Below are 12,985 nucleotides of genomic sequence, written 5' to 3'. Positions count from 1 at the left end.
AATTAACGTTAATTACCATGGGTTCATCTTCGGCAGCGAAATTCTTGAAGTCAAAGACCGCAGCATTATCTTTTAGTATGAGATATGGCCCGGAAATTAGTTAAACCACTGACTTTTTAACAAATTTTTGGTAATTTTTGTTAAAAAAAAAGGGGGGGGGGGCGTTCATGGCACCTGCTGACCTTGATCCCGGCGAGTGGCTGAAAGCAGAAGTGTTTAGCCACAAAGGGTTGTGAGACATGTGACTATCGACCCGCCGGTTGTCGCTCTTCAGTATGATTGCGCCGCCTGCTGCCGCTCGCCCGGCGTTTCCACCGGACGTGCGACCAACCGCCCCGCCGCCTCGCTCATCGGCACCAGTTGGCGGCTGATGTGCAGCAGTTGGGTCTGGATCACACGCCGTTCGTCATCGGCATCGTCCTGGGCGGTGGCGGGCTCCTGCTCGAAGATCGCCATCAGCGCACTCTGCTCGTCGTGGAGCTCGGGGATCGGCCGACGAGCGGCCAGACTCGCGGCGATCGCATCGAAGCCATCGGCGATACGGCGGGCGGCGGCATGGATCTCGATATCCGCGTCGCTCGGCGTCAGCGTGCCCCGGTGCGCCCCCAGCGCGGAGAGATACCCCAGCAGCGTGTGGGAGACGACCAGGAACCGGAAACCCTCGTCGGCGTCCTTCTTCCGGTAGTGCCCGGGCTCCTGCAGCATGTTGGAGAGCACCGTCGAGAGCGCGGCATCGGCGTTGTGGGCATTGCGCCGGGCCAGTCGGTAGGCGAGGTCGTCCTGCTTGCCGGCTTCGTATTGATGGATGATCTCGCGCAGGTAGAGCGTGCTGTTGGTGAGTGCGGTGGCGGCGACCTTGTGCAGTCGTCGTCCCTGCCAGTCCGGCAGGATGAAGAACACCGCCAGTCCCGAAATGAAGGCGCCGATCAGCGTATCGATCAGCCGCGGCAGGATCAGATCGAAGCCATCACCGACCTGATTGAAGCTGCTCAGCACCAGCGTGGTGATGGCCGCGGTGGCGATGATGTAATGCTTTTCCCGGTTGGCGAAGAAAGTGACCCCGGCGACCACCGCGATCAGCGACTGGAGCAGCGGGTCGGGGAACAGGCTGATCAGGGCCCAGCCCACCACCAGACCCAGCACCGTGCCGACGATGCGCTGGCGCAGGAAACGCCGCGTCGCCCCGAAGTTGGGCCGACACACGAACAGCGTGGTCAGCAGGATCCAGTACCCCTGCGTCGGGTGAACCAGGTGCAGCACGCCGTACCCTACCAGCAGCGCGGTCGACAGCCGCAACGCGTGGCGGAAGGTCGGCGAACCCGGCGTCAGGTTGAGCCGGATGCGCTCCCAGGCGTCCTTGAAGCTGCGCGGCGAACGATTGAACAGACTGGCGTCCTTCTGGTCGGCGACCGCGTCCGGGTTGTGGGCGCTGGAGAGCTGGTCCTCCAGTGTCGCCAGATTGCGGCCCAGCGCCTGCAGCGAGCGCAGCAGCGGGGTCCATGCCGGATTGCGCTGGGCGCGCAGGTAGACGATCGAGGCCCGCAGATCCTCCAGCGCCTGCTCGCTCTGACCGTGCTCGAACGGCTGACGCAGCAACAGCGCCTTGGCCAGACGTTTGCAGGCGCGACCCTGCTGATCGAGCAGCCGCTGGCAGCGAAACAACACGTCGTGATGAAAAAAGGCTTCCGAGAGTGCGGAATAGGGATAGTGCGAGGCGCTGACCCGTTCGTGGATATCCTGGGCGATGAAATAGAGCCGCAGATAGCGGTTGAGCTTGCGGCTGCCGCGCTGGCCTTCAAGGCGTCGGAAGATCATCTCCTTGGCCTGGTTGAGCGCGGTCACCACGCGGCCATTCTGCCGCGCCAGCGCCACTCGTCGGCTCTCCACGTCGACCCCGCGCAGCGGTTCGAACAGGGTCGCCTTGATGATCAGATATTCTCCCAGTTCCCGATAAAGCTGCGCCATGCTCTGCTTGACCGGCTGGCGCGAGAACAGCGCGCACCAGATGACCGAGATCGCGCCGTACCAGGCCGCGCCACCGACCAGCAGCAGCGGCTGATGCCAGAAATCGCCATCGGTGGTGCCACCGTGCTGCTCGATGTTGATCATCGAGTAGACCGAGAGGATCAGCGTCGCCGAGGCGATGGTGGCATAACGTTGCTCGATGGCACCAAGCATGATGAAGATAAACGCCGACAGCGCCAGGCCGGGCGCAAACAGCCACGGCCACGGAAACAGCAGTTCCACCGAGCTCGAAGCGACCAGAAAGCAGATCAGCGTGACCAGCAGGGCGCGGACGCGGCCTTCCCAGTTGTCGTCGGTCTCGGAGAGCGCGCTGGCGATGATGCCGAGAAACAGCGGAATGGCTAGCGCGATCTGGTCCTGAGACCAGCTCAGCGCGATGGCGCCGCTGAACGCCAGGAACACACGAAAACTGTAGGCGAACTTGTCGAGCGTCCACAGCTGGCGCAGGGAGTGGGAAAACGAATCGGAAATCTCGGTCTCTCCGCAATGGGGTCGTGGCGTCACGATAGCGCGCCGATGATGACGGTAACAGCCGTCGAAGCCCGGGACGGCCAGAGAAACCGCCCGTCATTAGACTTTAGTATAACGTCGTTTTCTCTATCGGCCGCAACGCCTTCCCGCTTTATCCCCATCCCGGAGTTGGGCATGATCGGGATTTACCGGACAGCAGAGGCAAGGTGTGGGATCGACCAGGAATTCGCATCGCACCGGCGTGATACGAGCGCTGGGGTTCGTGGGTCAGCTGCTGCGTGGCGTGGTGATGCTGGGCGTGATCGGCTGGGGCGCGCTGGCGCTGCATTTCGAGCTGCCGGGGCCGCGCCCGCTCGTCGTTGTCGTCATTGCCGTATGGGTGCTGATCGGCGCGGCGGCGTTGATAGCGCCCTGGCAGGTCCGTCGAGGTTCGCCTCGCCAATCGCGCAGAGCGCGTGTGGCCCTGGCGATCCGGCTGATGTTCACGCTGACACTGGTCGTCCTGGTTAGCTGGTGGCAGAGTCTCGAACCCCGCAACGATCGCGACTGGGCGCCGGACGTGGCACGCCAGCTCTCGGTCGAACGTGACGGCGACCGGGTCACGCTTCACAACGTGCGCGACTTCGAGTGGCAGACGCCCGCCACCGCGATCCCCCGCTGGGAGACCCGCGAGTACGATCTGTCGCGGCTCGACTCGGTGGACATGATCGTCTCCTACTGGATGGGCCCGGCGATCGCCCACACCCTGGTCAGCTTCGGCTTTACCGACGGCCGGCATCTGACGTTTTCGGTGGAGATCCGGCGTGAGCGCAACGAGGCGTTCTCGATCAGCGGCGGCTTCTTCAAGCAGTTCGAGCTCAACCTGATCGCCGCGGACGAGAACGATATCCTGCGCCTTCGCAGCAACGTCAGAGGCGAGGAGGTCTATCTCTACCGGGTCGGGCTATCGCCGGAAGCGCGGCGCGAGCTGTTTCTGGCCTACCTGGAAGAGGCCAGCCGCTTGCGCCGGGCGCCCGAGTTCTACAACACCCTGACCAGCAACTGCACCACCATCGTGTTCGACATGGTCGACAGGATCGTCTCCGGTCTTCCCAGGGATATCCGGCTGATTCTTTCCGGCTACCTGCCGGAGTACGTCTACGATATCGGTGGGCTGGACACGAGCCATCCGCTCGAATTCCTGCGCGAACGGGGCCATATCAATCCGCGCGCCCGGCAGATCCCGTACACTGCGGGGAGCGAGGCCTTTTCCCGCGCCATCCGCGACGGCGTCCCCGCCGCCGATGGCGAGATCCTTCACGCGTCATCGCCCTGAGCTGGACTCAATGCCATGACCTCCCTGCGCGACGCCATCGAAAATCGCATCCACCATCTGACCGGCCGCACGCTGGGCGGGGTCGACTACACCCAGCCCAAGGGCGATCCCGGCCTGTTCGGGCCGGATACCGTGGCGTGGAAAGTCCACGGCGAGTTCACGCCGATGATGTGCGGCGGCGTCAGCGCGCTGCTGCTGCAGATGTTGCACCCGCTGGCGCTGGCCGGCATCTGGGATCACTCCAACTTCCGCCAGGACATGATCGGCCGGCTGCGCCGTACCAGCCAGTTCATCGCCGTCACCACCTTCGGCTCCCGCGATGACGCCGAGCGCATCCTCGAGCGGGTGCGCCGGGTCCACGACGGCGTCAGCGGTCACGCTGCCGACGGTACGCCCTATGCCGCCAACGATCCCGACCTGCTGGTATGGGTCCACGTAGCCGAGATGAGCCGCTTCCTGGCCGCCCACATGCGCTATCGCAATCCCCGGCTCAGCCTCGCCGATCAGGATCGCTACTTCGATGAGACCGCCCGCGTCTCCGAAGCGCTGGGCGCGCGCCAAGTTCCGCGATCGCGCGCGGCGATAGACGCCTACCTGGAACACCAGCGACGCCACCTTGTCTGCGACACACGGACCCGCGACGTAATCGACGTGCTGCTGCACGCATTGCCGCCCAGCCCGATCACCCGACCCGCCGGAGTGCTGTTCATGCGCGCCGGCATCGACCTGCTGCCGCCCTGGGCGGCGACACTGCTTAGCCTCGAGATGTCGACGCTCGAGCGCCGCGCCGTTCGCGGCGGCATCCTCGCCATCGCCCCGGTGATGCGCTGGGCGGTACGCAACGGCTCCTATCGACGGGCCCTGGAGCGGATGCAGGTCCGGGAGCAGGCTCAGCGGCGGTAAAGAGCCGGATCATGCGCTGGCCGGCGGTGCCGACTCGTCGCGACGGACGCGGTCGATCTTCAGCATCCGCGCGATGACTTTATCGAGCTCCGACTGCTCGAAAATCTTCTTCCAGTCGTCGCGCAGGATATTCTCGCGACCGTAGTCGATCGCGATCATGCAGGCGTCCGAGAACGGATTGGTGCTGCGAAACGCCACCGCCAGCGCGATCTGGATATGGCCGTAGAGCATTGCCTCTGCAGCCTTCTGCGGTACGCCGGTGCGCGCGACGGTCTCGTCCAGCGCCTCCTGCATGAAGGTGCCGAGCATGCAGGTGACGGTCTCCACCAGCGTCGGCTCGAGATAGGCTAGTTGGGTGACGGTAATCCAGTGGACATCATCGACCGGGGCATACATTACGCGAATCACCGCCTCCAGCGCCGCCCTTTCGGCGTCGCTACCGCTCTCGAACGCCGCCGCGACGGACTGCGTGGCCGCCACGCCGCCGAACGCATCGGCGTGCTCCTCCCGGGTGTAGCGTTCGAGGAAAACCGACGGATGGCAGGGATGCGCCACGGCGTAGTGGATATCTTCACGCTGGAACAGCAGGTTGGCGTAGGCCGCGGCCGGATCCAGCATCAGCAGTGTCGCGTCAGCCTTCATCTGTGGTACCAGCGCCTCGGAAACCTTGCCAAGCACGATGTCCGGCACCGCCAGAATCAGCAGATCGCAATCGGCGATGACGTCATCGATGCCCGACACGGTTCTCCCCGCGTCGCGGACGCGCTGCTGGCCCTCGGTGGCGTTTTCGCAGTAGTGAACATGGAAGTCGCTGCGCGCCAGGTTGGCCGAGATGCGCATGCCCATCTTGCCGCCGGCCCCGACCAGCGCGATCGATCTAACTGTCTGTGTCATGGTGTATAGCTCCTTAGAAAGTCCAGGTTGCGCCGGGTCCACTCGGACTCCAGGCGGCAGGTCGTCGTCGCATCCGACTGCCAGGGCAGCCAGTGCTCGATGACCTGGGAAATACCGCGTGATGCCGGATCGACGTGCCGCATCATGGCGTCGAACGGCAATTGCCCCTCTCCCAGCGGACAGCCGGTAAGCTGGAACCCAACCCAACCGGGAGCGCGAGTGAAATGGAAATCCTTGACGTGCAGGTTGACGACCCGCGGGGCGGTGCGTTCGACGACCGTCAGCGGCATTTCCAGCGCGGCGACGCAGTTGGCCGGGTCGAGACAGATGCCGATATGCGGATCGTCGAGATGCTCGATGACCGCCATCAAGTCATCGATGGCAACCTGCTCGTAGGTTTCCAGTGCCAGGGTGACGTTCTGTCGTCGCAATCGCGGCAGGATCGCCTCCAGTCGCTGAATCGCGACTTCGGTGGTGGGCCGATCCTCGTCGCGATACAACATGCTGCGCAGTAGCGATACGCCCAGCCGCTCGGCGATATCCAGATAGCGACCGAGATGGTCGGGCGCCACGCCCTTGGTGCCGAGTTCCAGCCGGATGCCGAGACGCTCCGCCTGCGCGCGCAGTTGATTCAGTCGTGCCGTGCCGAAAGCCTCGATCACCGGATAGTCGCAGATCTGGAAGACATCGCCGCCGAGCGCCACCGTCTCCTCGAGCATCGCTTCCAGCGACATCGGTTCCTCGACCCGGTCCGATCCGCGCCAGAAAAAGGCGTAGGTACTCAGTCCAATCCGCATGGTTGCTCCGGTATCGGTTGCAGGAAGCCATCGTCAGTGTCCGGCGGTGGCGTTGTGGGGGGTCGCGCGACGGCTGGGCGTGGCGGGCTCACGGCTGATGATCAGCATCATCACCCCAGCCATTGCCATGAACCCGCCGACCACGAACATCGGCACGGTATAACCACCGCTCAGATCATGCAGCGCGCCGGTCAGATACCCCGACGAGAATCCGGCGATATTGCCAATGGTGTTGATCAGCGCCACACCCGCCGCGGCCGCGGCGCCATCGAGAAAGCGAGTCGGCAACGTCCAGAAATTGGGCAGCGCGGCGAAGATCGAGCACGCCGTGATGGTGATCATGGCTACCGTGGCGGCGGGCGAATCCATGAACAGCGCCAGCGGAACGCTGACGGCGCCGGTGAAAGCAGGCACGGCGATATGCCAGCTGCGCACTCCGCGCCGCGTGGCGTCGCGAGACCAGAAATAGAGCACGATCGCGGCCGGCAGATAGGGTACGGCTGTAATCAGGCCTTTCTGCATCAGGCCGAAATGGGTCCCGAACTGCGCCTCGAAACCGCCGATGATCGTCGGCAGGAAGAAGGCAAGCGCATAAAGACCGTAGATGAAACCGAAGTAGATCCCGCAGAGCGCCCATACCCGGCCGCTGGAGAACGCCTGCTTGAGCCCTTTCTTCTCTTGAGTGGCACCAAGCTTCTGACGGGACTCCCGCTCGAGCTCGGTGGTCAACCACGCCTTCTCCTCGGCCGTCAGCCAGCGCGCATCGGCCGGGCGATCGACCAGATAGAACCAGGCGACGATGCCCAGCACGATCGCCGGTATCGCCACGCCGAAGAACATGAAGCGCCACCCCGCCAGCCCGAAGAACGCGCCGTCGTGCTGGATCAACGCCGCCGCCAACGGTGCGCCGATTACCGTGGTCAACGGCTGCGCCAGATAGAACAGCGCCAGGATCCGGCTGCGATAGCGCGCCGGCACCCACAGGCTCAGGAACAGGATCGCGCCGGGGAAGAAGCCGGCCTCGGCCACGCCCAGCAGGAAGCGCAGGAAGTAGAGCCCGCCGGCGCTGTCCACCCAGGTGAACAGCAGCGCCACGACGCCCCAACTGACCATGATCCGGGCCAGCCACTTGCGCGCGCCGAAGCGATGCAGGGCCAGGTTGCTGGGTACCTCCAGCAGGATGTAGCCGACGAAAAAGATGCCCGAGGCAAAACCGAACTGCGCGGCACTCAGGGCCAGATCGGCGTTCATGCCGTTGGGGGCGGCAAAGGAGATCGCCGTCCGATCCAGATAGTTGATGAAGAACATCAGGGCCACGAAGGGCACCAAGCGCCATGCCACCTTGCGAATGGCGGACGTTTCCACCGATGAAGCTGCCGCGTGTTCCATGATCGCTCCCACTCCCGCAAAAGCGTTGTCAGTGACCACGGCATGACCCGTCGATGTCGGCCATATCGTGGCAAGTTGTGCGATCATCAGGTCATCATACCACTACAGCAATACGGCAAACGTCGTAGACCGGGCATTGCCGCGGTCATCGGCAAGTCTCTATCGATGAAGATATGAAGCCGCTAGCAGTCCGGACCCGACCCGAGGTTCTGCACGCGGAGTCTGAGAATCTCGAACCCCGCGAGCCGATCGGTTTCACCGGCGCGCAGACGCGCCTCCATGCTCGGCGCCGGCTGAAATCCATCACCCATCGCAGTGAGTCGTGACAGTTCGAGAAGGTCGACGTCCTCGATGTACAGCGGCACGGCGTCCGCGCTCAGGTTGGCGATCCATACCTCGATAACGGCGAGGAGCTCGGTCTGCCAGGCCAGCGCCGCCAGCTCGGCACCGCCGAGTTTCAGTTGCCGCAGCGGTTGCCCCGCTGCCCGGCACAGGCCAGCGATCGCGTGGCCCACGGGATAGAGAGAATCAGCGCCGATATCGAACGGCGGACCGAGGGACGACAGTGTGGCGGCATTGACCCCGGCATAGGCCACGCGGGCCATGAAACCGACGCCCCAGGCCGCAGCGAACAGCCCGCGCTGGCGCGGGTCGTCGTCACTCAGGGTCACGCGCTGGCTGCCATCGTTGGGCGTGAGACACTCGCCATACGGATTGGTCCAGGCACCGATGGCGGTGGTGGTAATCCGGTAAGGCGTCGTCGGCGCCAGGGCCCGGCAGGAAGCGACGATATCCGGCACGCTCTGCAGGGTTTCCATCACCGAGCGGTCGTCCGCGGCGTGGACGATGGGCGAGACGGCATGGGTGATGAAATCGATCGATGAAGGGTCGGGGCGACAGCGGTTGAGCTCGGTGAAGTAGGTCGGCACGCCGCCGCCCAGCGCCAGTTCCGGCCACAGTACACGCGCTGCCATCCGTGCCTGACCGGGCGATGTGCCCGAAGGCCAGACGCCATCCGGCTGGTAGCTCTTGAGGTACGCCGCCGGGGTCACCAGCATGCCGGCCGGGGGGCCAGGCAACCCCTCCAGCCGCCGTGCCAGCGTCGAGAGCGAGCCCGTCGGATCGTGATCATCGCAGATCACGTAGAGCCATACCGGGATGTCGCGCTCGGCCGCGCTGACCATCAAGCCGGGCAGATTCTCGAGCGCCCGGGAGCTGCGCAGATCGAGCAGCGCATCCAGATGCCGTGGCATGACGGCATCGAGCTGCCGTGCCAGCCGGCCGAGATCATTGATGCGATCCAACCATAGACCGCAGCCGACGGACGGCAGTGGCGTCGAGGCCGGGCCGCCGAGCCGGAGCGTGTGGACGTCGGTTCTCATCCGGGCGTTCTCCCGCTGTCGACCACAGAGACGACCACCCGCTGCACGACCCGGTCCCCCGCCCCGAGCACGTAGGGCGTCGGCCAGGCCAGCGGCCGGTTGTAGATCTTGAATGAGGCATCCGACCAGTTGCGCTGATCTTCCATTTCGAACACATCGCCCTCGAAATCGATCTTCACCGTGACATCGAGCGTTGGTGAAAGCTGTAGTTGCCGAATATCGAACAGCGGCTGCGAGGGGCTGATCAGGTGGGGCAGCCGCGTGGTCTCCCGCTGGCCATCCGTATGCAGCACCTGAATTTCACCGCCGACGACACCCGCCAGCGGCAGCAGCATGCTCACGCCGCTGCGCGCCGTGGTGAAATCGATGAGGACTTCGAGGGCAAGGTCCACCGTGACCCGATGCTCGGTCGCCTCGATCCGCAACTGTCCACGCAGCAACGACTCACCGCCAGCATCAGGACCGTCGGTCGATAGATGAAAATCCTGTGCCAGGCTGGCATGGCGATGCGCCACTTCGATCCGCTTGTCATCGACGATCGGCGTATGGGTGCCCCACTGCGGGTCACGCAGCACCGCAGCGATCCCCCTCACGATTTCGATATCGCCGATACGGAGCCAACGCAGGGCGCCCGACTGCCAGGCGAACGACAACGCTCCCAACTGGATATGGCACGGCGCCGGCTCCGGCGTCGCCGTGCCGTATTGCCGAATCAAGCCCGGGCCGTCCGTCCCCATGTGCTCTCCTTCTCTCGTCGATGCCGTCAATAAGTCCGCTGAAGCGCCCCCGGGACACCCCTTTCTGGCACGGGTCTCGAACCGATGATGGCGGTTCTGACGCTGGGCGCCATTCGACTTTTGGTATGATGACATGACCTCAATGCATCGGTTTAATGCCGTTACGCCATCCGTTCCGGGCGAGCCGGGCCCGGGACGGACCATGAACAACAGCGGATGCGGGAGGGATTCAGATGACCCAACAGCGAACTGTGCGGGGCGCGCTGATCGGTTGCGGTTTCTTCGCCGAAAACCAGATGCGAGCGTGGCGGGATCTCCATGAGATGGGAAAAGGCGTCGAGATCGTCGCCTTGTGCGATCGCGATCCGCAACGACTGGCGTACTTTCGGGATCTATTCGGCGTCGAAGCCGCCTATACCGAGGCGGAAACCCTGTTCGCCGCGTTCGCCGGGGAGCTGGACTTCGTGGATATCGCCACCACCACGCCCTCCCATGCGGCGCTGGTCCCGCTGGCGGCCCGCCATGGCGTCGATATCATCTGCCAGAAGCCCTTCGCCGGCTCGCTGGAGAACGCCAGCCGATTGATCGCGCAGTGCTCGGCGAGCAGGGTGAGCCTCGGCATCCACGAGAACTTCCGCTGGCAACATGCGGTTCGCCAGACGATCGAGACGCTGCGCAGCGGGCGAATCGGCCGCCCCTTCTTTGGCCGCATCAGTTATCGCAGCGGTTTCGATGTCTACGCGGCCCAGCCCTATCTGGCCCGGGCGGAACGCTTCATCCTCGAGGACCTGGGCATTCATGTGCTGGATATCGCCCGCGCCCTGTTCGGCGAGGTGGCGCGGTTGAGTTGCGAGACCACGCGGATCAACGCCGCGATCGCGGGTGAAGACGTCGCCACCCTGATGTTGCAACACGACGACGGCATCACCTCCGTCGTCGATTGCAGCTATGCCACCCGGCTCGCCGACGATCCGTTCCCGCAGAGTCTGATCGAGGTCGACGGCGTCCACGGCTCGCTGCGCCTGCGCCAGGATTTCGTCCTCGAGATCCACGATACCGGGGGCCACTGCGTGGTGCAGACGGTCCGGCCCGAGCCGCCTGCCTGGAGTGAATCACCATGGGTACCGATCCAGGCCAGCGTGCTCGCCTTTCAGGCCGACTGGCTCGAAGCGTATCGGCAAAACCGCCCGATCGAGACCCGCGGCGAGGACAACTACAACACCCTGGCGCTGGTCGAAGCGGCCTACGAGGCGGCGGCAACGCACCAGAGCGTGATTCCCGAACGCTGGAACCGCTAGGGCGAGTTCGGGCAGGCGACTGTTCTGTCGATCGCCGAAGCGATTATCCTACGTCCTGACATGGGTTCGATCGACGGCCACTCCGTACTCGAGAACAGGAAGATTCATGAATGACATCGCTGCAGGTCCGATCCGCCGACGCAAGCTATCGGACGAAGTGCTGGAACGCTTGCTGGCGCTGATCCGTGCACAGAAGCTGCAACCCGGCGATCAACTGCCGCCCGAACGGGAACTGATGGCGCTCTACGGCGTAGGCCGGCCGGCAATCCGCGAAGCCATGCAGCAACTCGCCGCGATGGGCAGGATCACCATCAACCACGGCGAGCGAGCGCGGGTCAGCGAAGTCACCGTTCACTCGATGATCTCCCAGTTCGACACCACTGCCCGCTTTCTGCTCGACGACGATGCCGAGAACATCGACCACCTCAAGCAGGCACGACTGTTCTTCGAGGCCGGCATGGTACGGATGGCCGCGACCCGGGCGACGCCCGACGATATCGACAAACTGCGCGGATTGATCGACGACATGCAGCGGAGCCAACGCGGCGATGCCTTCATCGAGTGCGACATGGCGTTTCACAGCGCAATCGCCGACATGACCGGCAACCCGATCTTCTCGGCGACGGCTCGCGCCATGCTCCACTGGCTGAAGGACTATCATCTCGGCATCGTCAGTTTCCGCGGGGCGGAAGACGTCTCCCTTCGCGAGCACCATCAGATCGTCGACTGCCTGGCCGACAACGATCCCGACGCCGCGGAGCAGGCGATGCGCGACCACCTCACTCGAACCAGCGAGCTCTATCGTCAGCGCGCCGAGTCACTCGGGGACGGCTCCGACCGCTGATCGTCCTCCGGTGGCTTTCCCCTTGCGCCGACGCCTTGACTCAGCTCGCGGCGCAACCACTCGGCGAGGCGCTCGCCTCGCCGAGCATCGACGCCGGGCGCCAGCCACAGCCCCAGCGACGCATCGGTCTCGATCGTGGGCCACGGTGCCACCAGCCGCCCTTGGCGTAGCTCGCCCGCCACCAACAACTGCGGCGCGATGGCGACACCCAGCCCCGCCAGCGCCGCTTCCAGCAGATAGTAGAGATGCTCGAAACTGCGCCCCTCGTCGCGTGCCGTGGCCAGCGTCACATCATCGACGCCCATGGCGGCCGCCCATTCGGGCCAGGCTTGCGGCCGCGACGCCGTATCCAGCAGCGTGAGGCGTTGGAGCATGGCATGGGCCGAGTCCTTCGCTGCCGTCGTCCAGATCTCCGGCGTCGCTACGGCAACGATGCGTTCCGGGATCAGCGGGATCACCGCCATGTCGTTGGGCCAGGGCGGCGCAGCGAAACGCAGCGTGGCATCGACATCCTCGCGACGCGGATCAAGCTCGTTCTCGCTGGAGACCACCCGCAGGCGAAGCTCGGGCAGGTCGGCATTGAGCTGGTCGAGCCGTGGAATCAGCCAGCGCGCCAGCAAACTGCCGGGACAGGCCAGCGTGAACGGCGCCTCGTCGAGATGGCGCGTCAGTGCCGTGCAACCTTCGTTCAAGCGTGAGAAAGCCTCACCGACGGCAGGGTATAGCGTGCGACCGTGATTCGTCGGCACGAGCCCGCGCCCGGACTTCTCGAACAGCTCGACGCCGAAATGATGCTCCAGCGTCCGAAGTTGACGACTCACCGCACCGTGGGTGACATGAAGTTCGTCGGCGGCCGCGCTGACGCTACCCAGGCGGGCCGTGGCTTCGAAGGCGCGTAACGCGTTGAGAGACGGTAGCGTGGCCATCTCG

General features: G+C 64.5%; 11 protein-coding genes. 4 read left to right on the top strand and 7 right to left on the bottom strand.

Annotated features, from left to right (window positions below; translation table 11 throughout):
- Positions 1 to 270: 270 nt before the first annotated feature.
- Positions 271 to 2,529, bottom strand: a complete 2,259-nt coding sequence (gene yccS / locus F0A16_RS09900; protein WP_239023780.1) for a YccS family putative transporter — start codon at positions 2,527 to 2,529, stop codon at positions 271 to 273.
- A gap of 175 nt (positions 2,530 to 2,704) precedes the next feature.
- Between yccS and F0A16_RS09895 the strand changes: the two genes are divergently transcribed.
- Together F0A16_RS09895 and F0A16_RS09890 are read left to right on the top strand one after the other, a co-directional pair.
- Entirely contained in the window at positions 2,705 to 3,811 is a 1,107-nt protein-coding gene (locus F0A16_RS09895) for an Lnb N-terminal periplasmic domain-containing protein (protein WP_239023779.1), read from the top strand.
- A gap of 15 nt (positions 3,812 to 3,826) precedes the next feature.
- Positions 3,827 to 4,714, top strand: a complete 888-nt coding sequence (locus F0A16_RS09890; protein WP_149435219.1) for an oxygenase MpaB family protein — start codon at positions 3,827 to 3,829, stop codon at positions 4,712 to 4,714.
- 9 nt (positions 4,715 to 4,723) lie between these two features.
- Here the strand turns inward: F0A16_RS09890 and F0A16_RS09885 are convergent, their stop codons facing one another.
- From F0A16_RS09885 to F0A16_RS09865, 5 genes are all read right to left on the bottom strand, one after another.
- Positions 4,724 to 5,608 carry a phosphogluconate dehydrogenase C-terminal domain-containing protein gene (locus tag F0A16_RS09885; RefSeq protein WP_149435218.1) on the bottom strand — a complete coding sequence of 295 codons (885 nt, stop codon included), beginning with the start codon at positions 5,606 to 5,608 and terminating at the stop codon, positions 4,724 to 4,726.
- Positions 5,605 to 6,405, bottom strand: coding sequence for a sugar phosphate isomerase/epimerase family protein (locus F0A16_RS09880; protein WP_149435217.1), 801 nt, complete (start codon positions 6,403 to 6,405; stop codon positions 5,605 to 5,607). Before F0A16_RS09880 ends, F0A16_RS09885 begins: the two co-directional genes overlap by 4 nt.
- Before the next feature lie 33 nt (positions 6,406 to 6,438).
- Complete coding sequence (locus F0A16_RS09875) at positions 6,439 to 7,794, bottom strand: MFS transporter (RefSeq protein ID WP_149435216.1); 1,356 nt, start codon at positions 7,792 to 7,794, stop codon at positions 6,439 to 6,441.
- Between the two features lie 182 nt (positions 7,795 to 7,976).
- Complete coding sequence (locus tag F0A16_RS09870) at positions 7,977 to 9,176, bottom strand: D-apionate lactonase family protein (RefSeq protein ID WP_149435215.1); 1,200 nt, start codon at positions 9,174 to 9,176, stop codon at positions 7,977 to 7,979.
- Positions 9,173 to 9,913: a D-apionate lactonase family protein gene (locus F0A16_RS09865; RefSeq protein WP_149435214.1), complete on the bottom strand. Its 741-nt coding sequence runs from the start codon at positions 9,911 to 9,913 to the stop codon at positions 9,173 to 9,175. Before F0A16_RS09865 ends, F0A16_RS09870 begins: the two co-directional genes overlap by 4 nt.
- Before the next feature lie 233 nt (positions 9,914 to 10,146).
- Here F0A16_RS09865 and F0A16_RS09860 point away from each other — a divergent pair, with 233 nt between their 5' ends.
- Positions 10,147 to 11,211: a Gfo/Idh/MocA family protein gene (locus tag F0A16_RS09860; protein ID WP_149435213.1), complete on the top strand. Its 1,065-nt coding sequence runs from the start codon at positions 10,147 to 10,149 to the stop codon at positions 11,209 to 11,211.
- 106 nt (positions 11,212 to 11,317) lie between these two features.
- Positions 11,318 to 12,055: a transcriptional regulator NanR gene (gene nanR / locus F0A16_RS09855; RefSeq protein WP_149435212.1), complete on the top strand. Its 738-nt coding sequence runs from the start codon at positions 11,318 to 11,320 to the stop codon at positions 12,053 to 12,055.
- Here nanR and F0A16_RS09850 read toward each other — a convergent pair.
- Positions 12,016 to 12,981: a LysR family transcriptional regulator gene (locus F0A16_RS09850; protein ID WP_149435211.1), complete on the bottom strand. Its 966-nt coding sequence runs from the start codon at positions 12,979 to 12,981 to the stop codon at positions 12,016 to 12,018. The genes nanR and F0A16_RS09850 overlap by 40 nt on opposite strands.
- Between the last annotated feature and the right edge of the window lie 4 nt (positions 12,982 to 12,985).

Source organism: Salinicola corii (assembly GCF_008298015.1).
GTDB classification, from domain to species: Bacteria; Pseudomonadota; Gammaproteobacteria; order Pseudomonadales; family Halomonadaceae; genus Salinicola; species Salinicola corii.
Note: the sequence above shows the minus strand (reverse complement) of the source record. Positions and strands in the feature narration are given on the sequence as shown.

Excerpts from the sequence above, each read along its gene's own strand:
- F0A16_RS09890 (WP_149435219.1), top strand. The coding sequence starts at position 3,827 with ATGACCTCCCTGCGCGACGCCATCGAAAATCGCATCCACCATCTGACC.
- F0A16_RS09885 (WP_149435218.1), bottom strand. The coding sequence starts at position 5,608 with ATGACACAGACAGTTAGATCGATCGCGCTGGTCGGGGCCGGCGGCAAG.
- F0A16_RS09880 (WP_149435217.1), bottom strand. The coding sequence starts at position 6,405 with ATGCGGATTGGACTGAGTACCTACGCCTTTTTCTGGCGCGGATCGGAC.
- F0A16_RS09875 (WP_149435216.1), bottom strand. The coding sequence starts at position 7,794 with ATGGAACACGCGGCAGCTTCATCGGTGGAAACGTCCGCCATTCGCAAG.
- F0A16_RS09870 (WP_149435215.1), bottom strand. The coding sequence starts at position 9,176 with ATGAGAACCGACGTCCACACGCTCCGGCTCGGCGGCCCGGCCTCGACG.
- F0A16_RS09865 (WP_149435214.1), bottom strand. The coding sequence starts at position 9,913 with ATGGGGACGGACGGCCCGGGCTTGATTCGGCAATACGGCACGGCGACG.
- F0A16_RS09860 (WP_149435213.1), top strand. The coding sequence starts at position 10,147 with ATGACCCAACAGCGAACTGTGCGGGGCGCGCTGATCGGTTGCGGTTTC.
- nanR (WP_149435212.1), top strand. The coding sequence starts at position 11,318 with ATGAATGACATCGCTGCAGGTCCGATCCGCCGACGCAAGCTATCGGAC.
- F0A16_RS09850 (WP_149435211.1), bottom strand. The coding sequence starts at position 12,981 with ATGGCCACGCTACCGTCTCTCAACGCGTTACGCGCCTTCGAAGCCACG.